This window comes from Citrobacter sp. Cpo012, from assembly GCF_030333015.1.
Lineage (GTDB): Bacteria > Pseudomonadota > Gammaproteobacteria > Enterobacterales > Enterobacteriaceae > Citrobacter > Citrobacter portucalensis.
In genome coordinates this window covers 1-24,394 of sequence record NZ_JAOWGR010000025.1, presented here as the reverse complement: position 1 = coordinate 24,394, position 24,394 = coordinate 1, and the positions used below count along the sequence as shown (strand labels likewise).

The 24,394-nt window shown below is 52.7% G+C and carries 23 protein-coding genes and 1 tRNA gene; 8 read left to right on the top strand and 16 right to left on the bottom strand.

Features of this window, described 5'->3' with window-relative positions; genetic code table 11:
- Window positions 1-39: 39 nt before the first annotated feature.
- The 3 genes from rho to trxA form a co-directional block, all read right to left on the bottom strand.
- The gene (gene rho / locus OGX90_RS01315; RefSeq protein ID WP_002437993.1) at window positions 40-1,299 is read right to left on the bottom strand and encodes a transcription termination factor Rho; all 1,260 of its coding nucleotides are present in this window, start codon (window positions 1,297-1,299) and stop codon (window positions 40-42) included.
- An 87-nt stretch (window positions 1,300-1,386) separates the two neighbouring features.
- Complete coding sequence (locus OGX90_RS01310; protein ID WP_286623029.1) at window positions 1,387-1,506, bottom strand: rho operon leader peptide; 120 nt, start codon at window positions 1,504-1,506, stop codon at window positions 1,387-1,389.
- A 130-nt stretch (window positions 1,507-1,636) separates the two neighbouring features.
- On the bottom strand, window positions 1,637-1,966 hold the full coding sequence (gene trxA, locus OGX90_RS01305) for a thioredoxin TrxA (protein WP_001280776.1): 330 nt from the start codon (window positions 1,964-1,966) through the stop codon (window positions 1,637-1,639).
- A 143-nt stretch (window positions 1,967-2,109) separates the two neighbouring features.
- Between trxA and rhlB the strand changes: the two genes are divergently transcribed.
- Together rhlB and gppA are read left to right on the top strand one after the other, a co-directional pair.
- Window positions 2,110-3,378, top strand: a complete 1,269-nt coding sequence (gene rhlB / locus OGX90_RS01300; RefSeq protein ID WP_267454576.1) for an ATP-dependent RNA helicase RhlB — start codon at window positions 2,110-2,112, stop codon at window positions 3,376-3,378.
- Window positions 3,379-3,514: 136 nt separating this feature from the next.
- Window positions 3,515-4,996, top strand: coding sequence for a guanosine-5'-triphosphate,3'-diphosphate diphosphatase (gene gppA, locus OGX90_RS01295; RefSeq protein WP_286623015.1), 1,482 nt, complete (start codon window positions 3,515-3,517; stop codon window positions 4,994-4,996).
- 47 nt (window positions 4,997-5,043) lie between these two features.
- Here the strand turns inward: gppA and rep are convergent, their stop codons facing one another.
- The 4 genes from rep to OGX90_RS01275 all read right to left on the bottom strand — a co-directional run bounded on the left by rep (window position 5,044) and on the right by OGX90_RS01275 (window position 9,377).
- The gene (gene rep / locus OGX90_RS01290) at window positions 5,044-7,065 is read right to left on the bottom strand and encodes a DNA helicase Rep (protein ID WP_286623014.1); all 2,022 of its coding nucleotides are present in this window, start codon (window positions 7,063-7,065) and stop codon (window positions 5,044-5,046) included.
- A gap of 104 nt (window positions 7,066-7,169) precedes the next feature.
- Window positions 7,170-7,898 (bottom strand): nicotinamide riboside transporter PnuC, encoded by a 729-nt coding sequence (pnuC, locus tag OGX90_RS01285; protein ID WP_286623012.1) that lies wholly within the window; start codon window positions 7,896-7,898, stop codon window positions 7,170-7,172.
- A complete protein-coding gene (locus tag OGX90_RS01280; RefSeq protein ID WP_286623010.1) occupies window positions 7,898-8,647 on the bottom strand; it encodes a nucleoside phosphorylase in 750 nt (249 codons plus the stop codon). Before OGX90_RS01280 ends, pnuC begins: the two co-directional genes overlap by 1 nt.
- A gap of 25 nt (window positions 8,648-8,672) precedes the next feature.
- Entirely contained in the window at window positions 8,673-9,377 is a 705-nt protein-coding gene (locus OGX90_RS01275; protein ID WP_071446079.1) for a Crp/Fnr family transcriptional regulator, read from the bottom strand.
- Between the two features lie 193 nt (window positions 9,378-9,570).
- On the opposite strand from OGX90_RS01275, the gene ppiC (OGX90_RS01270) reads away from it, so the two are divergent.
- Entirely contained in the window at window positions 9,571-9,852 is a 282-nt protein-coding gene (gene ppiC / locus OGX90_RS01270) for a peptidylprolyl isomerase PpiC (protein WP_038634595.1), read from the top strand.
- A 49-nt stretch (window positions 9,853-9,901) separates the two neighbouring features.
- Complete coding sequence (ppiC, locus tag OGX90_RS01265; protein WP_003017999.1) at window positions 9,902-10,183, top strand: peptidylprolyl isomerase PpiC; 282 nt, start codon at window positions 9,902-9,904, stop codon at window positions 10,181-10,183.
- A 100-nt stretch (window positions 10,184-10,283) separates the two neighbouring features.
- On the opposite strand, the gene ilvC is transcribed toward ppiC (OGX90_RS01265), so the two are convergent.
- Window positions 10,284-11,759, bottom strand: a complete 1,476-nt coding sequence (ilvC, locus tag OGX90_RS01260) for a ketol-acid reductoisomerase (protein ID WP_003829020.1) — start codon at window positions 11,757-11,759, stop codon at window positions 10,284-10,286.
- 164 nt (window positions 11,760-11,923) lie between these two features.
- Between ilvC and ilvY the strand changes: the two genes are divergently transcribed.
- Window positions 11,924-12,826, top strand: a complete 903-nt coding sequence (gene ilvY, locus OGX90_RS01255) for an HTH-type transcriptional activator IlvY (protein ID WP_003829023.1) — start codon at window positions 11,924-11,926, stop codon at window positions 12,824-12,826.
- A gap of 172 nt (window positions 12,827-12,998) precedes the next feature.
- Complete coding sequence (gene fabV, locus OGX90_RS01250) at window positions 12,999-14,192, top strand: enoyl-ACP reductase FabV (RefSeq protein WP_008787067.1); 1,194 nt, start codon at window positions 12,999-13,001, stop codon at window positions 14,190-14,192.
- A gap of 63 nt (window positions 14,193-14,255) precedes the next feature.
- Here the strand turns inward: fabV and ilvA are convergent, their stop codons facing one another.
- The 6 genes from ilvA to ilvL all read right to left on the bottom strand — a co-directional run bounded on the left by ilvA (window position 14,256) and on the right by ilvL (window position 20,906).
- Window positions 14,256-15,800 (bottom strand): threonine ammonia-lyase, biosynthetic, encoded by a 1,545-nt coding sequence (gene ilvA, locus OGX90_RS01245; protein ID WP_003018007.1) that lies wholly within the window; start codon window positions 15,798-15,800, stop codon window positions 14,256-14,258.
- 5 nt (window positions 15,801-15,805) lie between these two features.
- Window positions 15,806-17,656: a dihydroxy-acid dehydratase gene (gene ilvD, locus OGX90_RS01240; protein ID WP_008787065.1), complete on the bottom strand. Its 1,851-nt coding sequence runs from the start codon at window positions 17,654-17,656 to the stop codon at window positions 15,806-15,808.
- Between the two features lie 158 nt (window positions 17,657-17,814).
- Window positions 17,815-18,744, bottom strand: a complete 930-nt coding sequence (locus OGX90_RS01235; RefSeq protein ID WP_003829030.1) for a branched-chain amino acid transaminase — start codon at window positions 18,742-18,744, stop codon at window positions 17,815-17,817.
- 17 nt (window positions 18,745-18,761) lie between these two features.
- A complete protein-coding gene (ilvM, locus tag OGX90_RS01230) occupies window positions 18,762-19,025 on the bottom strand; it encodes an acetolactate synthase 2 small subunit (RefSeq protein ID WP_003018017.1) in 264 nt (87 codons plus the stop codon).
- Window positions 19,022-20,668, bottom strand: coding sequence for an acetolactate synthase 2 catalytic subunit (gene ilvG / locus OGX90_RS01225; RefSeq protein WP_267452772.1), 1,647 nt, complete (start codon window positions 20,666-20,668; stop codon window positions 19,022-19,024). The genes ilvM and ilvG overlap by 4 nt, the downstream gene beginning before the upstream one ends.
- A gap of 139 nt (window positions 20,669-20,807) precedes the next feature.
- A complete protein-coding gene (gene ilvL, locus OGX90_RS01220) occupies window positions 20,808-20,906 on the bottom strand; it encodes an ilv operon leader peptide (RefSeq protein ID WP_001311244.1) in 99 nt (32 codons plus the stop codon).
- Window positions 20,907-21,258: 352 nt separating this feature from the next.
- Between ilvL and OGX90_RS01215 the strand changes: the two genes are divergently transcribed.
- Complete coding sequence (locus OGX90_RS01215; protein WP_057067459.1) at window positions 21,259-22,779, top strand: YifB family Mg chelatase-like AAA ATPase; 1,521 nt, start codon at window positions 21,259-21,261, stop codon at window positions 22,777-22,779.
- Between the two features lie 24 nt (window positions 22,780-22,803).
- Here OGX90_RS01215 and maoP read toward each other — a convergent pair whose 3' ends face one another.
- A complete protein-coding gene (maoP, locus tag OGX90_RS01210; protein WP_003018025.1) occupies window positions 22,804-23,142 on the bottom strand; it encodes a macrodomain Ori organization protein MaoP in 339 nt (112 codons plus the stop codon).
- A gap of 106 nt (window positions 23,143-23,248) precedes the next feature.
- Here maoP and hdfR point away from each other — a divergent pair, with 106 nt between their 5' ends.
- Complete coding sequence (gene hdfR, locus OGX90_RS01205) at window positions 23,249-24,094, top strand: HTH-type transcriptional regulator HdfR (RefSeq protein WP_008787063.1); 846 nt, start codon at window positions 23,249-23,251, stop codon at window positions 24,092-24,094.
- 99 nt (window positions 24,095-24,193) lie between these two features.
- Here the strand turns inward: hdfR and OGX90_RS01200 are convergent.
- Window positions 24,194-24,269: transfer RNA gene (locus OGX90_RS01200), tRNA-Trp, on the bottom strand.
- Between the last annotated feature and the right edge of the window lie 125 nt (window positions 24,270-24,394).

Sequence of the window (24,394 nt, the reverse complement as noted above, 5' to 3'; positions counted from 1 at the left end):
CGCCACGTAAAAACGTGGCGTTTTCAGATGATGCCCGAATCAGGAACGCTTCATCATATCGAAGAAATCGTCGTTGGTCTTGGTCATCGCCAGTTTGTTAATGAGGAATTCCATTGCATCGATTTCACCCATCGGATGGATGATTTTGCGCAGGATCCACATTTTCTGCAGCTCTTCCTGGGTAGTGAGCAGCTCTTCTTTACGGGTACCGGAACGGTTGTAGTCGATAGCCGGGAAGACGCGTTTTTCAGCAATCTTACGAGAGAGATGCAGTTCCATGTTGCCGGTACCTTTAAACTCTTCGTAGATAACTTCATCCATTTTAGAGCCGGTATCAATCAGCGCAGTCGCGATGATGGTCAGGCTACCGCCCTCTTCCACGTTACGTGCAGCACCAAAGAAACGCTTCGGACGATGCAGGGCGTTGGCATCCACACCACCGGTCAGTACTTTACCGGAAGCCGGAACCACGGTGTTATATGCACGCGCCAGACGGGTGATGGAGTCAAGCAGAATGATAACGTCTTTCTTGTGTTCAACCAGACGTTTCGCCTTCTCGATAACCATTTCCGCAACCTGAACGTGGCGGGAGGCAGGTTCGTCAAAGGTAGAGGCAACCACTTCACCTTTCACCAAACGCTGCATCTCGGTAACTTCTTCCGGACGTTCGTCAATCAGCAGCACCATCAGCACGCAGTCAGGATGATTGTATGCAATGCTCTGCGCGATGTTCTGCAGCAGCATGGTTTTACCCGCTTTCGGCGGAGCAACAATCAGACCACGTTGGCCACGACCGATCGGCGATGCCAGATCCAGTACACGCGCCGTTAAGTCTTCAGTAGAACCGTTACCACGTTCCATACGCAGACGAGAGTTCGCGTGCAGAGGCGTTAAGTTCTCAAAGAGGATTTTGTTACGGGCGTTTTCAGGTTTGTCGTAGTTAACTTCGTTAACTTTCAACAGCGCAAAGTAGCGTTCACCTTCTTTCGGCGGGCGAATCTTACCAGAAATGGTATCACCAGTGCGGAGGTTGAAACGGCGGATTTGGCTGGGAGAAACGTAGATGTCATCAGGACCGGCGAGGTAGGAGCTGTCTGCAGAGCGGAGGAAACCAAATCCATCCTGCAATATCTCCAGCACACCGTCACCAAAGATATCTTCGCCACTCTTTGCGTGCTGCTTCAGGATGGCAAAAATAATGTCCTGCTTGCGCATACGAGCCAGGTTTTCAAGGCCCATATTTTCGCCGAGAGTGATCAGCTCAGAAACCGGCGTATTCTTTAATTCGGTAAGATTCATAATGGTGTGAGTTCTTAAACTTGGGGTAAATCTCGAACTTAATGTTGTGAATGGTATGGCAGGGTCATCCATGCCTGTTTACGGCCATCAACTCATGTCTGTTCGCTTTCTGGTCACAGGAAAGTACGCAGAACTGAAACGACAAGACGGATTGAGTGACAAGCCAGGAATCTGTCCACTTCTCGCGCGAGAAACAACGGGAAGTATTGGATATAACTAGATTCAAACTTAATAAGGTATGTTTAATACGAAGTCAACACTAACTTAGCACGACTCAAGTCGGGCGTCCAGTCATCCGAATCATTTCGAAGTAGGGTCGCCCGATCATGAGACTTCCTTACGCTAAATTAGCGTCGAGGAATTCTTTCAACTGACCTTTGGACAGCGCGCCGACTTTCGTCGCCGCAACTTCGCCGTTTTTAAACAGCAGCAGGGTCGGGATGCCACGGATACCATACTTCGGCGCGGTGCCTGGGTTTTGGTCAATGTTCAGTTTAGCAACCGTCAGTTTGCCCTGATATTCGTCAGCGATTTCATCCAGAATCGGAGCGATCATTTTGCACGGACCGCACCACTCTGCCCAGAAATCAACGAGGATTGCTCCGTCCGCTTTGAGTACATCCGTGTCAAAACTGTCGTCAGTCAGGTGAATAATTTTATCGCTCATAATAACTCCACAGGAATAAGCCTGGTGCATTGGTGTAGCATTAATCAACGACGTGTTGATGTAGCATTAACCAACTAAAGGTTGACTTTATTTCACCGGATACGCTTTCGTAAAGCAATAGTAAGCTGATATTCTACCACACTATGAGCAAAACACATTTAACAGAACAGAAGTTTTCCGACTTCGCCCTGCACCCAAAGGTGATAAAAGCCCTTGAAAATAAAGGCTTTCATAACTGTACGCCCATTCAGGCCCTCGCGCTGCCGCTAACGCTGGCTGGTCGTGATGTTGCCGGGCAGGCGCAAACCGGTACCGGAAAAACGATGGCGTTCCTGACGTCAACGTTTCATTATCTTCTCTCTCATCCCGCGATTGCCGATCGCAAGGTGAACCAACCGCGTGCGTTAATTATGGCGCCAACGCGTGAATTAGCCGTGCAGATCCACGCCGATGCCGAGCCGCTGGCACAGACTACTGGTCTGAAATTAGGCCTGGCGTATGGCGGCGACGGTTACGATAAACAGCTGAAAGTGCTGGAAAGCGGCGTCGATATTCTTATCGGCACGACCGGTCGTCTCATCGACTATGCAAAACAGAACCACATTAATCTGGGCGCGATTCAGGTCGTGGTGCTGGATGAAGCCGATCGTATGTACGATCTGGGCTTTATTAAAGATATCCGTTGGCTGTTCCGTCGTATGCCGCCAACCACCCAACGTCTGAACATGCTGTTTTCTGCAACCCTCTCTTACCGCGTTCGCGAACTGGCGTTCGAACAGATGAATAACGCTGAGTACGTTGAAGTCGAACCGGAACAGAAAACTGGCCACCGCATTAAAGAAGAGCTCTTCTACCCTTCCAACGAAGAGAAAATGCGTTTGCTGCAAACGCTGATTGAAGAAGAGTGGCCAGATCGCGCCATTGTTTTTGCTAACACCAAGCATCGTTGTGAAGATATCTGGGGCAGCCTTGCTGCGGATGGTCATCGCGTCGGTCTGCTGACCGGTGACGTAGCACAGAAAAAACGTCTGCGTATTCTTGATGAGTTCACCCGTGGCGATCTCGACATTCTCGTTGCGACGGATGTCGCTGCGCGTGGCCTGCATATCCCAGCAGTAACGCACGTATTTAACTATGACCTGCCGGATGACTGTGAAGATTACGTTCACCGAATCGGTCGTACCGGACGTGCTGGCGCAAGCGGTCACTCTATCAGCCTGGCCTGTGAAGAGTACGCGCTGAATTTACCCGCAATCGAGACCTATATTGGCCACTCGATTCCGGTCAGCAAATATAACCCGGATGCGCTGATGACCGATCTGCCGAAGCCGTTGCGCTTAACGCGCCCGCGTACAGGCAATGGCCCACGCCGTACCGGTGGTGCTCCGCGTAATCGTCGTCGTTCAGGTTAAGAAAAGTTATGCCATACACAAAATCATTCAGCCTGTATCAAGGCGGCAAGAAAACGAATCCCGATGAGCTTACTTTAGTAAGTGATTCGGGTGAGAGAACGCAGCCAACACAGATACAGGTTGAAGGATGAAGTGTATGAATTCTACTTCGCTGTATGCAGCAATCGATCTCGGCTCGAATAGTTTTCATATGCTGGTTGTACGCGAGGTGGCAGGAAGCATCCAGACGCTCACGCGTATCAAACGCAAAGTGCGTCTGGCCGCTGGACTCAACGGTGACAACGAGCTCTCTGTTGAAGCGATGGAGCGCGGCTGGCAATGTTTGCGCCTGTTTGCTGAACGTCTGCAGGATATTCCGCATCCACAAATCCGCGTGGTCGCCACGGCAACATTACGCATCGCCATAAATGCCGATGTGTTTATTGCCAAAGCGCAAGAGATCCTTGGCTGCCCTGTCCAGGTGATTAGCGGTGAAGAAGAAGCGCGACTGATTTATCAAGGTGTAGCCCATACAACCGGCGGTGCCGATCAGCGTCTGGTTGTGGATATTGGTGGCGCCAGCACTGAATTAGTCACCGGTTCCGGCGCACAAACCACCTCTCTGTTCAGCCTGTCGATGGGCTGCGTCACCTGGCTCGAACGCTATTTTACCGATCGTAATCTGGCACAGGAAAACTTTGACGAGGCAGAGAAGGCCGCACGTGAAGTTCTGCGCCCGGTCGCCGACAAACTGCGTTTTCATGGCTGGAAAGTTTGCGTTGGTGCCTCTGGTACCGTCCAGGCGTTGCAGGAAATCATGATGGCGCAGGGTATGGATGAGCGTATTACGTTGGCCAAACTGCAGCAGCTTAAGCAGCGCGCCATTCACTGCGGTCGTCTGGAAGAGCTGGAAATCGAAGGGTTAACGCTGGAACGTGCGCTGGTTTTCCCCAGCGGGCTGGCCATTCTGATTGCTATTTTCACCGAACTGAACATTCAATGCATGACCCTGGCCGGCGGCGCATTACGTGAAGGTCTGGTCTACGGTATGCTGCACCTGGCGGTGGATCAGGATATTCGTAGCCGCACATTACGCAATATCCAGCGTCGCTTTATGGTCGATACAGAGCAAGCACATCGCGTTGCCAATTTAGCGACTAAATTTCTCGATCAGGTAGAAAAAAAGTGGCATCTTGAACCGATTAGCCGCGAACTACTGATTAGTGCCTGTCAGCTGCATGAAATTGGCCTGAGCGTTGATTTTAAACAGGCACCACAGCATGCCGCTTATCTGGTGCGCAATCTCGATCTTCCGGGTTTTACCCCTGCGCAAAAGAAACTGCTAGCAACGCTGTTACTCAACCAGACCAATCCCGTCGACCTCTCTTCGCTCCACCAGCAAAACGCAGTGCCACCGCGCATCGCGGAGCATCTTTGCCGTTTGCTACGTTTGGCGATCATCTTCGCCAGCCGCCGCCGTGACGATCTTGTGCCGGAAATTCAAATGGATGCAAGAAACGAGCACCTGACGGTCACGCTACCAGAAGGCTGGCTGGAACATCATCCGCTGGGTAAAGAGTTAATCGATCAGGAAAGTCAGTGGCAAAGCTATGTCCACTGGCCGCTGGACGTTCATTAGATGTTGGTTGCCGGATAGCGCTTACACGTATCCGGCCTACAAAATATCTACTTCGCTTTAGCTTTCGCCATCATCGCCCGAATATTAGCGATGCTGGCCTGCCCTTTTTGCATCCGCTCCTCGGCGCTCACCACTTTTCGCTCTTGCTCCCAGATAACGTCATCCTGTGGCAGTTCCAACAGGAAGCGACTCGGTTCCGGGCGCACCAGTTCACCGTACTGACGACGCTCTTTGCATAGCGTGAAGATGAGCTCTTTTTGTGCACGCGTAATCCCTACGTAAGCCAGACGACGTTCTTCGTCGATATTGTCTTCATCGATGCTGCTCTGGTGCGGCAAAAATCCTTCTTCCATTCCCACCATAAACACGTACGGGAACTCCAGCCCTTTTGAGGCATGCAGCGTCATCAATTGCACCTGATCCAGCTCTTCTTCGCTCTCTCCACGCTCCATCATGTCGCGCAGGGTAAAGCGGGTAACGACCTGGGTCAGGGTCATCGGCTCTTCCAGCTCACTGCCTTCCAGCATCTCCGTCATCCAGCTGAACAGCGTATTGACGTTTTTCATACGCATTTCAGCCGCTTTCGGGCTCGGCGAGGTTTCATACAGCCAGGATTCGTAATCAATACCGTGAATCAGATCGCGTACAGCGGCAACCGGTTCGCGCTCCGCCAGGCGCTGAATTTCACCCAGCCAGTGCGTAAAGCGGGTCAGAGAATCATACCCGCGCCCGGTCAGTGTCTGGCTAAGCCCCATATCAAAGCTGGCGGTAAACAGGCTTTTATTACGCGTCATCGCCCATTCACCCAACTTTTGCAGCGTGGCCGGACCGATTTCACGCTTTGGCGTGTTTACGATGCGCAAAAATGCGCTGTCGTCATCCGGGTTGCTCAGCACACGCAGGTAGGCCAGCAAATCTTTAATCTCCGGACGCGAGAAGAACGATGTTCCGCCGGAAATTTTGTACGGGATACGGTTCTGCATCAGAAACTTTTCGAACACGCGCGACTGATGATTACCGCGATAAAGGATGGCGTAGTCTTTATATTGCGTCTTGTTCACAAAGTGATGGGCAATTAATTCCCCGGTCACACGTTCGGCTTCATGCTCTTCATTATTTGCGCTCAGCACCTTCAGCTCAGCGCCGTAGCCCAGCTCAGAAAAGAGCCGCTTTTCAAAGACGTGTGGATTGTTCGCAATGAGGATGTTCGCCGCTTTCAGGATGCGACCTGATGAACGGTAGTTTTGCTCCAGCTTCACCACCTGCAAAGCCGGAAAATCTTTGCTCAACAGTACCAGGTTCTGCGGACGGGCGCCGCGCCAGGAGTAGATCGACTGATCGTCATCGCCCACGACGGTAAAGCGCGCACGTTTCCCTACCAGCAACTTCACCAGCTCGTACTGGCTGGTGTTGGTATCCTGATATTCATCCACCAGCAGGTAGCGGATTCTGTTTTGCCAGCGCTCACGCACTTCTTCATTGCGCTGTAGCAGCAGAGTGGGCAGCAGGATAAGATCGTCAAAATCGAGGACGTTACACGCCTTCATATGCGCGTCATACAGACCATAGCAGTGGGCAAAAATACGATCGCGCTCGCCCTTTGCGCTGGCTGCCGCCTGCGCTGGCGTCATCAGATCGTTTTTCCAGTTGGAGATCGTCGAGATCAGCTGCTGGAGAATATGCTTATCGTCTTCGATTAGCCCTTCGGTCAGTTCCTTAAGCAGGGCCACCTGGTCAGTATCGTCAAACAACGAGAAGTTAGATTTCATCCCCAGCGCCGCGTATTCACGCTTAATGATATCCAGTCCCAGGGTGTGGAAGGTGGAGATCATCAACCCACGCGCCTCTTTACGACCCAGCGTTTGCGCCACGCGCTCTTTCATCTCGCGCGCAGCCTTATTGGTAAAGGTCACTGCCGCAATATGTCGTGCCTGATAGCCACATTCACGGATCAGATGGGCTATTTTGTTGGTGATAACACGCGTCTTGCCGGAACCCGCTCCCGCCAGCACCAGGCAAGGTCCGGTGACGAATTCGACGGCTTGTTGTTGTCCGGGGTTCAAACGCATAAAGGATTGCTCAATCTGTAAACACGGGGGAGGTGGATTGTAGCAGAAAGAGGGAGAAAAAGAGTAACTGGCTACCCCTGTGAGTAGCCAGAAAATCGGGTCAATCAGGAAACCGTCGCGGCAAGCGGTGTGTAACCGTTGCGCTGTGCGCTCTTGATCCAGCTGTAGGATCCCATCACCGCGATTGCCGTCAGCAGGACATATTCGAATGACATGGCGTAGACGCCCTGCACCGCGTAAATAACCACACTAATCACGTCGATGAGCACCCAAAGCAGCCAGTTTTCGACATATTTACGCGTCATCAGAATCATGGCCGCAATCGACAACACCAGCATGGTGGAATCCCAGAACGGGAAGGCATCGGGCTGAAGGTCAGGCATCGCGACCGGTATACCTATCATTTGTAGCAGTGCAATCATAATGCGGGTAAGCGCTGCAAACACCGGATCGATAAACAGCGTCATCAAAACTATCGCCACCGCGCAAACGCCGCCCAGTACCAGGGTTTGCTGGCGGGAAAGCCAACGTACCTTGAGCGCAGCTTCCTGCGCCTCGTTTTGTCGGCTCCAAGCATACCAACCGTAAATGTTAGCGGCGAAGAAAAACACCTGTAGCAACAAGCTGGCATAGAGCTGAATCTGGAAAAAGATTGCCGCAAACAGCGTGACGTTAATCAGGCCAAACAGGTAATTGATGATTTTTTCCCGGCTGGCACACCAGATACATAACAGACCAAATACGGTACCAATGGCTTCAATCCAAGATAGTGCATAGCCGCCTTCGCCGAGAGGAATGTTGACCATTACATTGTTAATGCTAAAAAAGTCCATCACTGACCTCCTTGCTGACTATCGGAATGAATGGCGCGTAGCGCTAGGGTAATTTGCCGTTCTTCGCCCTGTTGGCACAACGTTTCCTGCTGGACATAATCATTGATACTGCTATCCAGACAACCGTTGTGGGCAACCACCACATTGAGTAATGACGCCGTACGTAACCCGCGCAGCGCACCGATGGTCATCAAAGCGGCACTTTCCATATCCGCACCCAGAACGCCGAGTGCCGACCACTGCGCATCCAGTTCCGCTTCCCGGTCGGTATAAAAACTATCGTGGCTGCGCACCAGGCCGCATGTGGCGGGAATATTCATCTGCCGCGCTTGCGCCATCAGTTCCCAGGTTAACTGCGGGTCGGCGCAGGCCGGATAGCCCGCAGGCGCATAGGTACGGCTGGTCCCGTCATCCGTTACCGCGGCATGGGCGATAATCATGTCACCAAGCGCAAGATTATCCTGCAATGCCCCGCAGCTACCGATACGAATCAGGGTCTTTACACCGATTTGACGCAGTTCTTCAATGGCAATAGCCGTAGACGGTCCACCGATTCCGGTAGAGAGCACTAAAATCTCGATCCCCTGATACCAACCTCGCGCGGCGCGAAACTCACGGTTTTGACCAAGCGATTCTGGGTTATCAAGAAAATTGGCGATGCGATCGACTCGCAACGGGTCTCCCGGCAGCAGCGCATAGCGTGCGCCTGTCATCTCCTTGCTTAACTGGATATGGGGTTGCAGCGACATTCTCGCGCCTCCTTCACTCTTACGGTTATCCGATATCAGCCTCCTGCTTTAACTTTTCAGGGACTAACAACACAATGCTTTCACCATCGGTATCAATAATCTGTAACGCTTTCAGGTCATGTAAAATACGGTTAATACTGCGTGTCGTCGCCGCCAGTTCCTGACTGAGGTTTAGCTTATCCAGCAAAATTTCATTCGTTCCATCTTGTTGATAACGCAGCCATAACGCCTGGCACACTCGCTGATACAGCGAGTAAAGATTGTCGCTGCTGGCCTTTTTCGACAGCTGGTAATATTGCTGACTAAAGAAGCGCAGCATCCGCTGGTTAAAATGGTTATCTAACGCCAGCCAGCGGCTGAAGTATTCCTGCGATAAGCTCAGAAGCTGCACATGTCCTACCGCCACTACCGAACAGATGTAATGGCGCGACTCAAAAATCTCGAGTTCGCCCAGCATATCGCCTTTCCGGTAGCGGGCTTGACGATAACGACGTCCATCTTCAGCCTCATAGAAAACATCGACTTCACCGGCAATAATCAGCGAAAAACGCTGACATATTTCCCCCTGCCGACAGATAAAGGCACCGCGTTGGATCTCTTCAAAACGCCAGCGCTGCATGATGTCCAGAGGGCAATATTTCAATAATTCATAGAGCTGTGGATCGCGAACAATATCACCCAGCCCGGTAAGCCATCCGACTGAAAATTCAGTTTTTTTCATTGTATCCATGATATCTCGCTCCATGGCTGTAGGGACAGGACGGAGGTCCCCGGCAAAAGGGAATGCGGCAGAGAAAATGTCGCTCATCTCCCGTTTCCATACATCAGGCGAGACATCTGTCCCGCGATGGCGAAGAGTATATGTCCACGACTAAGACGGGTGATAAAGTAATGGGACATCTTTGAGACATGAGAACAAAATAATGGCTAAGAGCGCGGCAGCCCTACATATCCTGGTGAAAGAAGAGAAATTAGCTCTGGAGATCCTGAGCAAGCTGGATCGCGGTATTAGCTTCGATCATTTGGCAAAACGCTATTCTCGCTGCCCCTCTGGGCGCAACGGAGGCGATCTGGGCGAGTTCAAACAGGGGATGATGGTGGGGCCATTTGATGCCGCTGTGTTTAGCTGCCCACTGCTTAAACCTTACGGGCCTGTAAAAACCAAATTTGGCTACCACATCATCAAAGTGCTGTATCGACGGTAAGCCATGCTAAAATCGCGAGCCTTACAGACCCCCTTTTGAAGGCACGATCATGGCAAAAACAGCAGCAGCAGTGCATATCCTTGTTAAAGAAGAGAAACTGGCACTGGATCTTCTGGAACAGATTAAAAACGGCGCCGACTTCGGCAAACTGGCGAAGAAACACTCCATCTGCCCATCAGGCAAACGCGGTGGTGACTTAGGCGAATTCCGTCAGGGCCAGATGGTTCCGGCGTTCGATAAAGTGGTCTTTTCCTGCCCTGTGCTGGAGCCAACCGGTCCGCTGCACACTCAGTTCGGTTACCACATCATTAAAGTGCTGTACCGTAACTAATAGAAAGCCCGGTGTTTAAACACCGGGCTTTTTTTGCCGGATAGCGCTTCGCTTATCCGGCCTACGAAGCGCTGTTGATATGCCATTCCTCTATGAGGAATTATCCTGCGACCGCAATGCGCTTCATATCGGTCATGTAGCCACGCAGTTTCTGGCCCACTTTCTCGATAGCATGGCCGCGAATCGCATCGTTCACGTCACGCAGCTGCGCGTTGTCTACCGCGCCTTCAGCAATCGCTTTGCCCAGGTCGCCGGTCTGCAGGGTGGTCATGAACTCTTTCAGCAGCGGTACGCAAGCGTAAGAGAACAGGTAGTTGCCGTATTCTGCGGTATCAGAGATAACCACGTTCATTTCGTACAGACGCTTACGGGCAATGGTGTTGGCGATCAGCGGCAGTTCGTGCAGTGATTCGTAGTAAGCAGATTCTTCGATGATGCCGGAATCCACCATGGTTTCGAACGCCAGCTCAACGCCCGCTTTCACCATCGCAATCATCAGAACGCCTTTATCAAAGTATTCCTGCTCGCCGATTTTACCGTCGAACTGGGCAGCGGTTTCGAACGCGGTTTTGCCGGTCTCTTCACGCCAGGTCAGCAGTTTCTTATCGTCGTTGGCCCAGTCAGCCATCATGCCGGAAGAGAATTCACCGGAGATGATGTCGTCCATGTGTTTCTGGAACAGCGGTGCCATGATCTCTTTCAGCTGTTCAGACAGCGCGTAAGCACGCAGTTTCGCCGGGTTAGAAAGACGGTCCATCATCAGAGTGATGCCGCCCTGCTTCAGCGCTTCGGTGATGGTTTCCCAGCCGAACTGAATCAGTTTTTCAGCATATGCCGGGTCAGTACCCTCTTCCACCAGCTTATCGAAGCACAGCAGAGAACCGGCCTGCAGCATACCGCACAGGATAGTCTGCTCACCCATCAGGTCAGATTTCACTTCCGCAACGAAGGAGGACTCCAGTACGCCAGCACGGTGACCGCCGGTGGCCGCAGCCCAGGCTTTAGCAATCGCCATGCCTTCGCCTTTCGGATCATTTTCCGGGTGAACGGCGATCAGCGTAGGTACGCCGAAACCACGTTTGTACTCTTCACGAACTTCAGTACCCGGGCATTTCGGTGCCACCATCACAACGGTGATGTCTTTACGGATCTGCTCGCCCACTTCCACGATGTTGAAGCCGTGGGAGTAACCCAGCGCCGCGCCGTCTTTCATCAGCGGCTGTACAGAACGCACAACGTCGGAGTGCTGCTTGTCCGGCGTCAGGTTAACCACCAGATCAGCCTGCGGGATCAGCTCTTCGTAGGTACCCACTTTGAAGCCGTTTTCGGTCGCTTTACGCCAGGAAGCACGCTTCTCAGCAATGGCTTCTTTACGCAGTGCGTAGGAGATATCCAGACCGGAGTCACGCATGTTCAGGCCCTGGTTCAGACCCTGGGCGCCACAGCCGACGATGACCACTTTTTTACCCTGAAGGTAGCTCGCACCATCGGCGAATTCGTCGCGACCCATAAAGCGACATTTACCCAGCTGTGCCAGCTGCTGGCGCAGGTTCAGTGTATTAAAGTAGTTAGCCATGATGGTGTACTCCGTGATGTTGTGTTGTGGTGCTTATTATTCGGTTCGCAGATTTGTATTTGCGAGATTGAATCCACATTACAACAGGAAATTTATTGCGGAAATTGATATATTCACAACGTCACATTGCAATTTATGCAACGTAGAAAATCGGAGGCTCGTCTGTGGATTTACGCGATCTGAAAATGTTCCTGCATTTGGCTGAAAGTCGTCACTTTGGCCGCAGCGCGCGGGCAATGCACGTCAGCCCATCCACGCTTTCCCGGCAGATTCAGCGCCTCGAAGAAGACCTCGGCCAGCCGCTGTTTGTGCGCGATAACCGCACGGTTACACTGACCGAAGCCGGTGAAGAGCTGCGCGTGTTTGCCCAACAGACGCTGTTGCAGTACCAGCAGTTACGCCACACTCTCGATCAACAAGGGCCGTCGCTGTCGGGCGAACTGCATATCTTCTGTTCGGTAACTGCCGCCTACAGCCATCTGCCGCCAATCCTTGACCGTTTCCGCGCCGAGCATCCGTCAGTGGAAATTAAGCTCACCACCGGCGACGCCGCCGATGCGATGGATAAAGTGGTCACTGGTGAAGCCGATCTGGCAATTGCCGGTAAGCCCGAAACACTGCCTGGCGCGGTGGCGTTCTCGATGCTGGAGAATCTGACGGTTGTGTTGATCGCTCCGGCGTTGCCCTGCCCGGTGCGTAATCAGGTATCGGTCGATAAGCCGGACTGGTCGACGGTGCCGTTTATCATGGCCGATCAAGGTCCAGTACGCCGCCGTATCGAGCTGTGGTTCCGCCGTCACAAAATCAGCAACCCATCGATTTACGCCACGGTGGGTGGCCACGAAGCGATGGTCTCAATGGTGGCGCTGGGCTGCGGCGTGGCGCTGCTGCCGGAAGTGGTGCTAGAAAACAGCCCGGAGCCGGTGCGTAATCGCGTGATGATTTTAGAGCGCAGTGACGAAAAAACACCGTTCGAGCTTGGCGTCTGCGCGCCGAAAAAGCGACTGCATGAACCGCTGATCGACGCGTTTTGGAAGATTGTTCTGGAACGTAAATCCGCAGAGTAGCGCCAGCGTCAGGTCTAAAATCAGTGGTAGATTCAGTATTGGCGCTCCTTTTCTGTATAATGTCGTGATCCATTGTAGTGGGGGGCTTGTTAACCATCGCGTTAAGCAGGCCAGAACAGACGGTGTCATTGCGCACTTGACAGCGAAAATACAAACTTAATTAGCCATCATTATGATAATCAAACCAAAAATTCGTGGATTCATCTGTACAACGACCCATCCAACTGGCTGCAAAGTCAACGTGGAAAAGCAGATCGAGTATGTTAAGCAGAACGGGAAAATCGAGAACGGCCCGTCTCGCGTGCTGGTGATCGGTGCTTCCACCGGTTACGGTCTGGCTTCCAGAATTTCCGCCGCCTTTGGCAGCGGTGCCGCCACTATCGGCGTATTTTTCGAAAAACCGGGCACGGATACCAAACCAGGTTCCGCAGGCTGGTATAACTCTGCAGCTTTCGACGAAGCGGCCAAGCGTGAAGGTCTGTACTCCAAAAGCATCAACGGCGATGCGTTCTCTGACGAATGCCGTGATGAAGTGATCAAACTGATCAAAGAAGACCTGGGTCAGATTGACCTGGTGGTTTACTCACTGGCTTCCCCAGTGCGTAAAATGCCGAAAACCGGTGAAATTGTCCGTTCAGCGCTGAAGCCAATCGGTGAGGTTTACACCTCTAAAGCGATCGATACCAACAAAGATCAGATCATCACCGCCAGCATTGAGCCGGCTACCGAAGAAGAAGTTCAGAACACCGTCACCGTCATGGGCGGCGAAGACTGGGAACTGTGGATGGGTGCGCTGAGCGAAGCGGGCGTGCTGGCTGATGGCGTGAAAACCGTAGCCTACTCCTACATCGGTACCGACCTGACCTGGCCAATCTACTGGCACGGCGCGCTGGGCAAAGCGAAAGAAGACCTCGATCGAGCGGCAGGTGAACTGCGTAACCAGCTGGCACCGCTGAACGGTTCCGCTAACGTTGCCGTACTGAAGTCCGTCATCACCCAGGCATCTTCTGCGATTCCGGTAATGCCGCTGTACATCTCCATGGTCTTCAAGCTGATGAAAGCGCAGGGGATTCACGAAGGTTGTATTGAGCAGATCAACCGTCTGATGACCACCAGCCTGTACGGCGATAAAGTGGCGCTTGATGACAACCAGCGTATCCGTATGGATGACTGGGAACTGCGTGACGACATTCAGCAGGCATGTCGCGATCTGTGGCCGCTGATCACTACCGAAAACCTGGCGCAAGAAACTGACTATGCAGGATACAAGCAGGAATTCCTGAACCTGTTCGGTTTTGCCCTCGACGGTGTGGATTACGATGCTGACGTGAATACCGAAGTCGAATTCGACGTTATCACGCTGTAATCTGCTGATACAGTAGCAAAAAGGGTTCATGTTTTTACATGAACCCTTTTTTAATGGCTGTCATTAACCCGCCAGGAAGAACCTGAACGCCGGGTTATGTGTTTCATCATGACAGTCATAACCCAGTTCATTCAGCCGCGTTTCGAAATCAGGCTCGTGTTCACCCAACTCAAACGCCGCCAGCACACGACCATAGTCAGTGCCGTGACTGCGATAGTGGAACAATGAAATATTCCAGTGCGTCCCCAGGGTATGCAGGAATTTGAGCAACGCCCCCGGCGACTCCGGAAATTCGAAGCTATAAAGACGTTCCTGTAAGGGTTTCGACGGACGTCCACCGACCATATAGCGCACGTGTAGCTTCGCCATCTCGTCATCAGACAGATCCACCACGCTATAGCCGCCCTCATTGAGCAGTTGCAGGATTTCCTTACGCTCTTCCAGCCCACGGCTCAGACGTACGCCGACAAAAATGCAGGCGTCTTTCGCATCAGCAAAGCGGTAGTTAAACTCGGTCACCGAGCGCCCGCCCAGCAGTTGGCAAAACTTCAGGAAGCTGCCCTTTTCTTCCGGGATGGTCACGGCCAGCAAGGCTTCGCGCTGTTCCCCCAGCTCGCAACGTTCAGAAACGTAGCGCAGGCCGTGGAAGTTAACGTTAGCGCCGGAAAGAACATGCGCCAGACGCTCGCCGCGAATATTATGCTGGGCGATATATTTTTTCATCCCCGCCAGCGCCAGCGCCCCGGAAGGCTCCGCCACCGCGCGTACATCTTCGAACAGGTCTTTCATTGCCGCGCAAATAGCATCGCTATCCACGGTAATAATATCGTCGAGGTATTCCTGGCACAGACGGAAGGTTTCATCGCCAATACGTTTCACCGCCACGCCTTCGGCAAAGAGACCCACTCGCGGCAGATCCACCGGATGACCGGCATCCAGCGCCGCTTTCAGACAGGCCGAATCTTCGGCTTCCACGGCAATCACTTTGATTTGCGGCATCAGCTGTTTAATTAGCACCGCAACACCTGCCGCCAGACCGCCGCCGCCAACTGGCACAAAGACGCGATCGAGATGCGCATCCTGCTGGAGCAGCTCCAGCGCCAGCGTGCCCTGCCCGGCAATCACCATCGGATGATCGAACGGCGGCACCCAGGTAAAACCCTGCTGCTGCGACAATTCAATCGCTTTGGCTTTGGCTTCATCAAAGTTCGCGCCGTGCAGCAGCACTTCTCCGCCGAAGCCGCGAACGGCGTCGACTTTGATATCGGCGGTAGCCGTTGGCATGACAATCAGCGCCTTCACGCCTAATCGCGCAGAAGAGAAAGCGACGCCCTGAGCATGATTACCAGCCGATGCGGTAATGACGCCATGCGCTTTTTGCTCTTCGGTCAAGCCCGCCATCATGGCATAGGCACCGCGTAGCTTGAAGCTGTGAACAGGTTGACGGTCTTCGCGCTTCACCAGAATGACATTGTCGAGGCGCGAAGAGAGTTTTTCCATTTTCTGTAGCGGCGTTACCTGTGCCGCTTCGTATACCGGCGCACGCAGTACCGCTCTGAGATACTCGGCGCCCTCAGGAGCGCCGGATAGAGGTTGTGAATCCGCCATGGTCATTATCCCCCGAGCTTCGACTTATCGCGCACCGCACCTTTGTCGGCACTGGTTGCCAGGCTGGCGTAGGCGCGCAGTGCAAAGGAGACCTGACGCTGACGATCTTTTGGCGTCCAGGCTTTGTCACCGCGAGCTTCCTGCGCTTCACGGCGCGCAGCGATTTCCGCATCACTCAGTTGCAATTGAATGCCACGATTCGGGATATCGATGGCAATCATGTCACCATCTTCGATAATCGCGATATTACCGCCGCTGGCCGCTTCCGGAGAAACGTGACCAATGGAAAGCCCCGAAGTACCGCCGGAGAAACGACCATCGGTAATCAGCGCGCAAGCCTTACCGAGGCCCATCGATTTCAGGAAGGTGGTTGGGTAGAGCATTTCCTGCATGCCTGGCCCGCCTTTCGGCCCTTCGTAGCGAATGACAACCACGTCGCCAGCCACCACTTTACCGCCGAGGATGGCTTCAACCGCATCGTCCTGGCTTTCATACACTTTTGCCGGGCCGGTGAATTTCAGGATGCTGTCATCCACGCCTGCGGTTTTTACAATACAGCCGTTTTCCGCGAAGTTACCGTACAGAACTGCCAGACCGCCGTCTTTGCTGTAAGCGTGCTCCAGCGAGCGAATGCAGCCTTCCGCGCGGTCGTCATCCAGCGTATCCCAACGGCAATCCTGTGAGAATGCCTGGGTTGTACGAATGCCGGCCGGGCCAGCACGGAACATTTTTTTCACCGCGTCGTCTTTGGTCAACATCACGTCATACCGATCGAGCGTTTGCGGCAGAGTCAGCCCCAGCACGTTTTTCACGTCGCGGTTCAGCAGTCCAGCACGATCCAGTTCGCCTAAAATACCCAGTACGCCGCCTGCGCGGTGCACGTCTTCCATATGGTATTTCTGCGTGCTCGGTGCCACTTTACACAGTTGCGGGACTTTGCGGGACAGCTTGTCGATATCACTCATGGTGAAGTCGATTTCCGCTTCCTGCGCAGCCGCCAGCAGGTGCAGAACGGTATTGGTGGAGCCGCCCATGGCGATATCCAGCGTCATGGCGTTCTCAAACGCTGCCTTGCTGGCAATGTTGCGCGGCAGCGCGGAAGCATCATCCTGCTCGTAATAGCGTTTGGTCAGCTCGACGATGCGCTGGCCTGCAGTGAGGAAAAGTTCTTTACGGTCGGCGTGAGTCGCCAGCAGTGAACCGTTACCCGGCTGCGACAGGCCCAGCGCTTCAGTCAGGCAGTTCATCGAGTTAGCGGTGAACATACCGGAACAGGAGCCGCAGGTCGGACAGGCGGAACGTTCAACCTGCTCGCTTTGTGAGTCGGAAACTTTCGGGTCAGCACCCTGAATCATCGCATCAACCAGGTCGAGCTTGATGATTTGGTCAGAGAGCTTAGTTTTCCCGGCTTCCATCGGGCCGCCGGAAACGAAGATAACCGGGATGTTCAGGCGCAGAGAGGCCATTAACATCCCCGGGGTGATTTTATCGCAGTTGGAGATGCAGACCATCGCATCGGCGCAGTGGGCGTTAACCATGTACTCAACGGAGTCAGCGATCAGCTCACGCGACGGCAGTGAATACAGCATGCCGCCATGGCCCATGGCGATACCATCATCCACAGCAATGGTGTTGAACTCTTTCGCCACGCCGCCTGAGGCTTCGATTTGTTCGGCAACCAGCTTACCGAGATCGCGCAGGTGGACGTGACCCGGCACAAACTGGGTAAAGGAGTTCACCACAGCGATAATCGGTTTACCGAAGTCATCATCGGTCATCCCGGTGGCGCGCCACAATGCGCGGGCACCCGCCATATTGCGGCCGTGGGTGGTGGTAGCAGAACGATACTTAGGCATGCTTGATTAACTCCCGTCTGTCTTTCCCCTGCATACTTCACGCCGCAGGTGCGTTGGCCGCCTCGCTCACCCCAGTCACTTACTACAGTAAGCTACTGGGACTTGCTGCGTTGCCGTCTTCCTGCAACGTGAATTATTTTGGGGAAATATTAATTTTGTTATTGGTTTACTGAATCCAACCAGCCGTATTTATCTTCCGTTTCACCGGTGAAGAGGCCAAAGAAGGCCTGCTGGATGCGTTTGGTGACCGGACCGCAGCGGCCTTCGCCCACCTGGATACCATCGACACTGCGTACTGGGGTGATTTCAGCCGCGGTACCGGACATGAACACTTCGTCAGCCAGGTACAGTGATTCACGGGACAACACCTGCTCACGTACTTCGATATCGAGATCTTTCGCCAGCTTAATGATCGCGTCACGGGTAATACCCGGCAGCGCGGAAGAGGTAAACGGCGGGGTAAACAGAATGCCGTCTTTTACTTCAAACAGGTTTTCGCCCGCACCTTCGGAGATGTAGCCATTCACGTCCAGCGCAATGCCTTCCTGATAGCCATGACGACGCGCTTCGCTACCCACCAGCAGCGAAGACAGATAGTTACCACCCGCTTTAGCAGCAGTAGGAATGGTGTTCGGCGCAACGCGGTTCCAGGAAGAAACCATCGCGTCGATCCCCTGCTCCAGTGCTTCAGCACCGAGGTAAGCGCCCCACGGGAACGCGGCGATGATCACGTCAGTGGTGTATCCCGCTGGCGGGTTAACGCCCATCCCCACGTCGCCAACAAACACCAGCGGACGGATATAGGCGCTGGTCAGATTGTTTTTACGAATCACCTCGCGGCAAGCTTCCATCAACTCATCAACGCTCTGAGAAACCGGAAAACGATAGATCTTGGCTGAATCACGCAGACGCTGCATATGTTCGCGATGACGGAACACCACCGGCCCTTTGTGAGAATCGTAGCAACGGATGCCTTCGAATACTGAAGTACCGTAGTGCAGCGCGTGGGACATCACGTGGACCTTCGCGTCTTCCCAACGAATCATCTCGCCATTAGACCAAATGTAATCAGCTTTTTTCGTCGTCATTTTTCTTCCTTTTGCGCTCAGGCGCGGATTTGTTGTGATGTGGTTGTGCTCTGGCAGATAGCAACATGTGCAACGTCTACCAGTTTACTTAACTGACTAAACAGTAAGTCGACCGACCGGGGGCTGGCAACGGTCAATTCGATATTTATATTTTGCGCATCGCTGGCGGCTTCCATATTCATGGAGCACACCTGAAAACCACGATGGCGTACCACGCGTAAAACACGTTCTAACGTTTCCGGATTGAAACGAGCCTCAACGGCGACCTGATGTTGCATCATGATAATTTCTCCAGCATTTCTGAGTTACTGGCACCTGGTGGTACCAGAGGCCAGACATTCTCAAGTTCGTCGATTGAGACATGAAGCAGGTATGGCCCCTCGCTGTTCAGCATGGTGTCGAGTGCCGCTTCAACCTGGTCTTTACGGGTGATGTGTTGACCTGGTATGCCGAAGGCGCTGGCCAACATGAGGAAATCGGGGTTATCGGTAAGGGTGGTTTCGCTATAACGTTCCTGGAAAAACAGCTGCTGCCATTGTCGCACCATGCCTAACCGCTGGTTGTCGAGTAAGACTATTTTCAGCGGCAACTGCTTGCGTTTTACGGTGCCCAGTTCCTGTACATTCATCATGAAGGAACCGTCACCGGAGATACAGATTACCGTATCGTTCGGGCGAGCAACCTGCGCGCCAACCGCTGCTGGCAGGCCAAAGCCCATCGTACCCAAGCCGCTCGAGGTGATGAAATTTTCCGGGCGGGTGTAGGTCATATGCTGCGCCGACCACATCTGATGCTGACCAACATCCGTTGTCACTACGCTGTCCGCGGGTTTGCGATCGGACAACTGCTTCAACAACAGTGGCGCGTAGATAGCCTCACCGGGATGATCATAGCGCCAGGTATGCTCTGTGCGCAGTTCAGCGCTATGCTGACGCCATGCGTCAATCTTCAGAGATTGCTGCAATGCCGGCAGCAGAGAATTTAAATCACCCTGCAGGGCGACGTGCGCCTGGCGCAGCTTGTTCATTTCCGCCGGGTCGATATCCATGTGGATCACGCTGGCGTTCGGCGCGAAGGTATTCAGCTTGCCGGTCACCCGGTCATCAAAACGCGCGCCCACTGCAATCAGTAAATCACATTCTTGCACCGCGAAATTTGCTGCTTTAGTGCCATGCATTCCCAACATACCCAAATAGTATGAGTAGTCAGCTTCTACTGCGCCCAGCCCCTTCAATGTGCAGGCGACCGGCATTTGGGTTACCGCGATAAATTCACGCAGGGCCGGGACCGCCTGCGCCATACCAACGCCGCCACCGACGTACAGGATCGGTTTTTGCGCCTGCGCCAGCATTTTACGCGCCAGCTCAACGTCAGCGTGCGGGAAAACCTCTACGTTTTCGACAGTCGTAAAATACGGCTCCAGCGTACCGCTGGCCAGCTGGATGTCTTTCGGGATATCAACCAGAACCGGACCCGGACGACCGGAGTTCGCCACAGCGAAAGCCTCTGCCATGATGCGCGGCAGCTCTTCCAGTGACTGCACCAGGAAACTGTGTTTGGTGCAGGACAAAGACATACCCAGAACGTCCACTTCCTGGAACGCATCCGTTCCAATGAAAGGTGAGGCCACCTGGCCGGTGATCGCCACCACAGGAACAGAATCTAACAGCGCATCGGCGAGTCCGGTGATCAGGTTGGTAGCGCCAGGACCTGAAGTGGCGATACACACACCGGTTTTACCGGTCGCACGGGCATAGCCAATTGCCGCCATTGCCGCACCCTGCTCGTGTCGGCACAACAGGTGTTCTACGCCGCCGTCATACAACGCATCGTAAACCGGCATAATTGCGCCACCAGGATAACCAAATACGGTTTGAACCCCTTGTGCACGCAACGCATGTACCACCCACTGTGCCCCATTCATAGTTACATCCCCGCCGTAAATCTTGAGAAACAGAATTTTATGCTACCGTTCACTTTCTGCTCCTCATGTATGTTTTTAAGGTCAAAAAAAACCCCCGGACCTTTCGGTGCGGGGGTCTTAGTTCGTTAAGGCTTGTTTTCTAAGCCTTTCCTCGTCCAAGTGCAGCCCCGCACGGTGGGATAATAATCACCACCACGCTAATCACGACCAGGCTAATCACTCGTAGAAGGGCTGTCATTTTTGTATTTTCTTGCATCTTGTTCGAAGGAATACCTAAAGAGTTACCATAGAATTTGCAAATGACACAAGATATTTTTTTATTCGTTTTTCTGACGCCGTTAACGGTTTAGATAAATATCGTTGTTTTTTATACAAAAAATCAAAAGTGAAAATATTTCACGTTTCAGGTGATTCTCGGCAACCCGTTCCCTACTAAAAACGTTATTCAAAAGCGTTTGCGAGCGCTATTCCAGGCTTTATGCAAGCAGTATTGAGCTACATAAAAACACGGGAATAAGCCTCTAAAAACCGTAATTATGTGAAATCTTGCCGCGATGTATTGCGACATAATGCTTTCATCAGGAGGGCTTATGTCACTATCGATTGTTCACACACGCGCTGCGCTGGGCGTGAATGCGCCAGCCATTACCATCGAGGTACATATCAGTAATGGTTTGCCTGGTTTAACCATGGTGGGATTACCCGAAACAACGGTAAAAGAGGCTCGCGATCGAGTTCGCAGTGCGATTATTAATAGCGGTTATGAATTCCCGGCGAAGAAGATAACCATAAACCTCGCTCCGGCCGATCTCCCGAAAGAAGGGGGACGATATGATTTACCTATCGCAGTTGCGCTTCTGGCAGCGTCTGAGCAGCTTACAACCCATAACCTCGATACATATGAGCTGGTAGGCGAATTAGCGCTTACAGGCGCGTTACGCGGCGTTCCCGGTGCGATATCAAGTGCAACTGAAGCTATTCGCGCAGGCAGGAGAATTATTGTCGCAAAAGAGAATGCAGCTGAAGTGGGACTGATACACGGTGAAGGGTGCCTGATAGCCGATCATCTACAGGCCGTATGCGCATTTCTCGAAGGTAAGCATGATTTAGACAGACCATCATCGGCAGATTTTACCCCCTGCGCATTAGCAGATGATCTGAGCGATGTTATCGGCCAGGAACAGGGTAAACGCGGGCTGGAGCTTACCGCAGCTGGCGGTCATAACCTCTTACTCATCGGGCCGCCGGGAACGGGTAAGACCATGCTGGCCAGTCGCCTGAGAGGATTGCTTCCGCCACTGAGCAATGATGAAGCACTGGAAAGCGCCGCGATTCTAAGTCTGGTCAATTCCGACACGCTACAAAAACAGTGGAAACAACGCCCTTTTCGTTCGCCGCATCACAGTGCTTCATTAACCGCCATGGTCGGTGGAGGCTCTATTCCTGCGCCAGGCGAGATATCTCTGGCGCATAACGGCATACTGTTTCTGGATGAACTTCCCGAGTTTGAGCGGCGCACGCTGGATGCACTGCGAGAGCCCATTGAGTCCGGGCAGATTCATTTATCCCGCACTCGGGCAAAAATAACTTACCCCGCGCGTTTTCAGCTTATTGCTGCCATGAATCCCAGCCCAACAGGACATTATCAGGGGAACCATAACCGCTGTACCCCAGAGCAGACGCTACGCTACCTCAATCGATTATCAGGTCCATTTCTTGACCGCTTCGATCTCTCCCTCGAAATCCCCTTACCGCCGCCCGGCATACTCAGCCAGAGCCAGGTAAAAGGGGAAGATAGCGCAACGGTGAAGCAACGCGTTATGGCAGCACGAGAGCGTCAGTATCGGCGGCAGAATAAGTTAAATGCGCACCTGGACAGTCAGGATATCCATAAATACTGTCCATTGCGTAGCGACGATGCGCAGTGGCTTGAAGAAACGCTCGCGCATCTCGGATTATCCATCCGCGCATGGTTACGCCTGATAAAGGTCGCTCGAACGATCGCGGATATAGAACAATCTGACCATATCTCTCGCCAGCACTTACAGGAGGCTGTTGGGTATCGGGCGATAGACAGATTACTCATTCATTTGCAGAAACTACTGGCATAAAAAAAGGGCTTTCGCCCTTTTTTATTAATCATCAGATTCGGTGTAGTCTTCCGCACCTTCCACCTGAGGTTTCCCGCCAGACAGCGTGTGGAAGCGTTTTGGACGCTTAATGCGCGTCATGTATTTGGACCACACACGTTCAGCTTCGGTAACCGGTTCGCGCTCACCACGGCATACCGCAACAAACAGTTTTTCTTCTTCCGTTACCGGCTCACGCTTGCCCAGATCCAGCTCGTTGAAAGCATAACCGTGACGCTCAAGCAGTTGTGCTTCTTTAATGGTGAAATCACCATGACGGGAGAATCCGCGGGGATAATATTTATTATCGAAATATCGATTAGTCGTCGTAAAGCTTTCCGCCATCCTGCACGCTCCTAATTCTTTGGCCGAGCTATTTATGGCGCGGAGTATTAGTTACGCTTGACAGAGCGTCAAACAAAAGATTTAAATCATAACGACAAATAATTTTATGGAGCGAGTTGTGGATACGGAATTGTTAAAAACTTTCCTGGAAGTTAGCCGGACACGCCACTTTGGCAGGGCTGCTGAAGCGCTCTATCTGACCCAATCAGCGGTTAGTTTTCGGATCAGACAACTGGAAAATCAATTGGGTGTAAACCTGTTCACCCGACACAGAAACAATATCCGTTTAACCGCTGCAGGTGAAAAATTATTACCTTACGCTGAAACGCTGATGAATACGTGGCAAGCAGCACGTAAGGAGGTTGCGAATACCTCGCGGCATAACGAGTTTTCTATTGGTGCCAGCGCATCCCTCTGGGAATGCATGCTTAATGGCTGGCTGGGGCGTTTGTACCAATCCCAGGAGCCACAATCCAGCCTGCAATTTGAAGCGAGGATCGCGCAGCGACAGTCGTTAGTAAAACAGCTTCATGAACGACAGCTTGATCTATTGATTACTACCGAAACGCCCAAAATGGACGAATTTAGCAGCCAACTGTTGGGATATTTCACGCTGGCGCTGTATTGCAGTTCTCCTTCACAAACCAAAGATGAACTGAATTATCTGCGTCTGGAATGGGGACCTGACTTTCAGCAACACGAGGCTGGATTGATTGCGGGAGATGAAGTGCCGGTACTTACCACCAGTTCGGCAGAATTAGCCAGGCAGCAACTTTCAGTCCTCAAAGGTTTTAGCTGGCTACCGGTCAGCTGGGCTAAAGGTAAAAGCGATCTCCATACGGTTACCGACAGTACAACGCTTTCACGCCCGTTATATGCAGTTTGGCTGCAAAATAGCGATAAACATGCGCTGATTTGCGATCTGCTGAGAACGAATATTCTGGAAGATTAAGGAAAACGCTGGCAAGGATGCCGGGAGTAAAAAAGAAAGAAGGAAAAACTCAAATTACAGGTAAAAAAAATCCTTAGCAAGAATGCTAAGGATTGTTTCTGGCAGGGGCGGAGAGACTCGAACTCGCGACACCCGGTTTTGGAGACCGGTGCTCTACCAACTGAGCTACGCCCCTAAATCTTCTTATCATTAAGCCTGCTTAGTAGCAGGCTTAATTTTCTAATAAGTGGCGGAACGGACGGGACTCGAACCCGCGACCCCCTGCGTGACAGGCAGGTATTCTAACCAACTGAACTACCG

What these genes read in the sequence shown, in the direction of transcription:
- ilvA (WP_003018007.1), bottom strand. Translation starts at nt 15,800, where the DNA reads ATGGCGGATTCACAACCTCTATCCGGCGCTCCTGAGGGCGCCGAGTAT.
- maoP (WP_003018025.1), bottom strand. Translation starts at nt 23,142, where the DNA reads ATGGCGGAAAGCTTTACGACGACTAATCGATATTTCGATAATAAATAT.
- OGX90_RS01275 (WP_071446079.1), bottom strand. Translation starts at nt 9,377, where the DNA reads ATGGATACAATGAAAAAAACTGAATTTTCAGTCGGATGGCTTACCGGG.
- ppiC (WP_003017999.1), top strand. Translation starts at nt 9,902, where the DNA reads ATGGCAAAAACAGCAGCAGCAGTGCATATCCTTGTTAAAGAAGAGAAA.
- rho (WP_002437993.1), bottom strand. Translation starts at nt 1,299, where the DNA reads ATGAATCTTACCGAATTAAAGAATACGCCGGTTTCTGAGCTGATCACT.
- fabV (WP_008787067.1), top strand. Translation starts at nt 12,999, where the DNA reads ATGATAATCAAACCAAAAATTCGTGGATTCATCTGTACAACGACCCAT.
- rep (WP_286623014.1), bottom strand. Translation starts at nt 7,065, where the DNA reads ATGCGTTTGAACCCCGGACAACAACAAGCCGTCGAATTCGTCACCGGA.
- ilvD (WP_008787065.1), bottom strand. Translation starts at nt 17,656, where the DNA reads ATGCCTAAGTATCGTTCTGCTACCACCACCCACGGCCGCAATATGGCG.
- rhlB (WP_267454576.1), top strand. Translation starts at nt 2,110, where the DNA reads ATGAGCAAAACACATTTAACAGAACAGAAGTTTTCCGACTTCGCCCTG.
- OGX90_RS01280 (WP_286623010.1), bottom strand. Translation starts at nt 8,647, where the DNA reads ATGTCGCTGCAACCCCATATCCAGTTAAGCAAGGAGATGACAGGCGCA.
- ilvC (WP_003829020.1), bottom strand. Translation starts at nt 11,759, where the DNA reads ATGGCTAACTACTTTAATACACTGAACCTGCGCCAGCAGCTGGCACAG.
- ilvL (WP_001311244.1), bottom strand. Translation starts at nt 20,906, where the DNA reads ATGACAGCCCTTCTACGAGTGATTAGCCTGGTCGTGATTAGCGTGGTG.
- pnuC (WP_286623012.1), bottom strand. Translation starts at nt 7,898, where the DNA reads ATGGACTTTTTTAGCATTAACAATGTAATGGTCAACATTCCTCTCGGC.
- hdfR (WP_008787063.1), top strand. Translation starts at nt 23,249, where the DNA reads ATGGAGCGAGTTGTGGATACGGAATTGTTAAAAACTTTCCTGGAAGTT.
- ppiC (WP_038634595.1), top strand. Translation starts at nt 9,571, where the DNA reads ATGGCTAAGAGCGCGGCAGCCCTACATATCCTGGTGAAAGAAGAGAAA.
- OGX90_RS01235 (WP_003829030.1), bottom strand. Translation starts at nt 18,744, where the DNA reads ATGACGACGAAAAAAGCTGATTACATTTGGTCTAATGGCGAGATGATT.
- gppA (WP_286623015.1), top strand. Translation starts at nt 3,515, where the DNA reads ATGAATTCTACTTCGCTGTATGCAGCAATCGATCTCGGCTCGAATAGT.
- trxA (WP_001280776.1), bottom strand. Translation starts at nt 1,966, where the DNA reads ATGAGCGATAAAATTATTCACCTGACTGACGACAGTTTTGACACGGAT.
- OGX90_RS01215 (WP_057067459.1), top strand. Translation starts at nt 21,259, where the DNA reads ATGTCACTATCGATTGTTCACACACGCGCTGCGCTGGGCGTGAATGCG.
- ilvM (WP_003018017.1), bottom strand. Translation starts at nt 19,025, where the DNA reads ATGATGCAACATCAGGTCGCCGTTGAGGCTCGTTTCAATCCGGAAACG.
- ilvG (WP_267452772.1), bottom strand. Translation starts at nt 20,668, where the DNA reads ATGAATGGGGCACAGTGGGTGGTACATGCGTTGCGTGCACAAGGGGTT.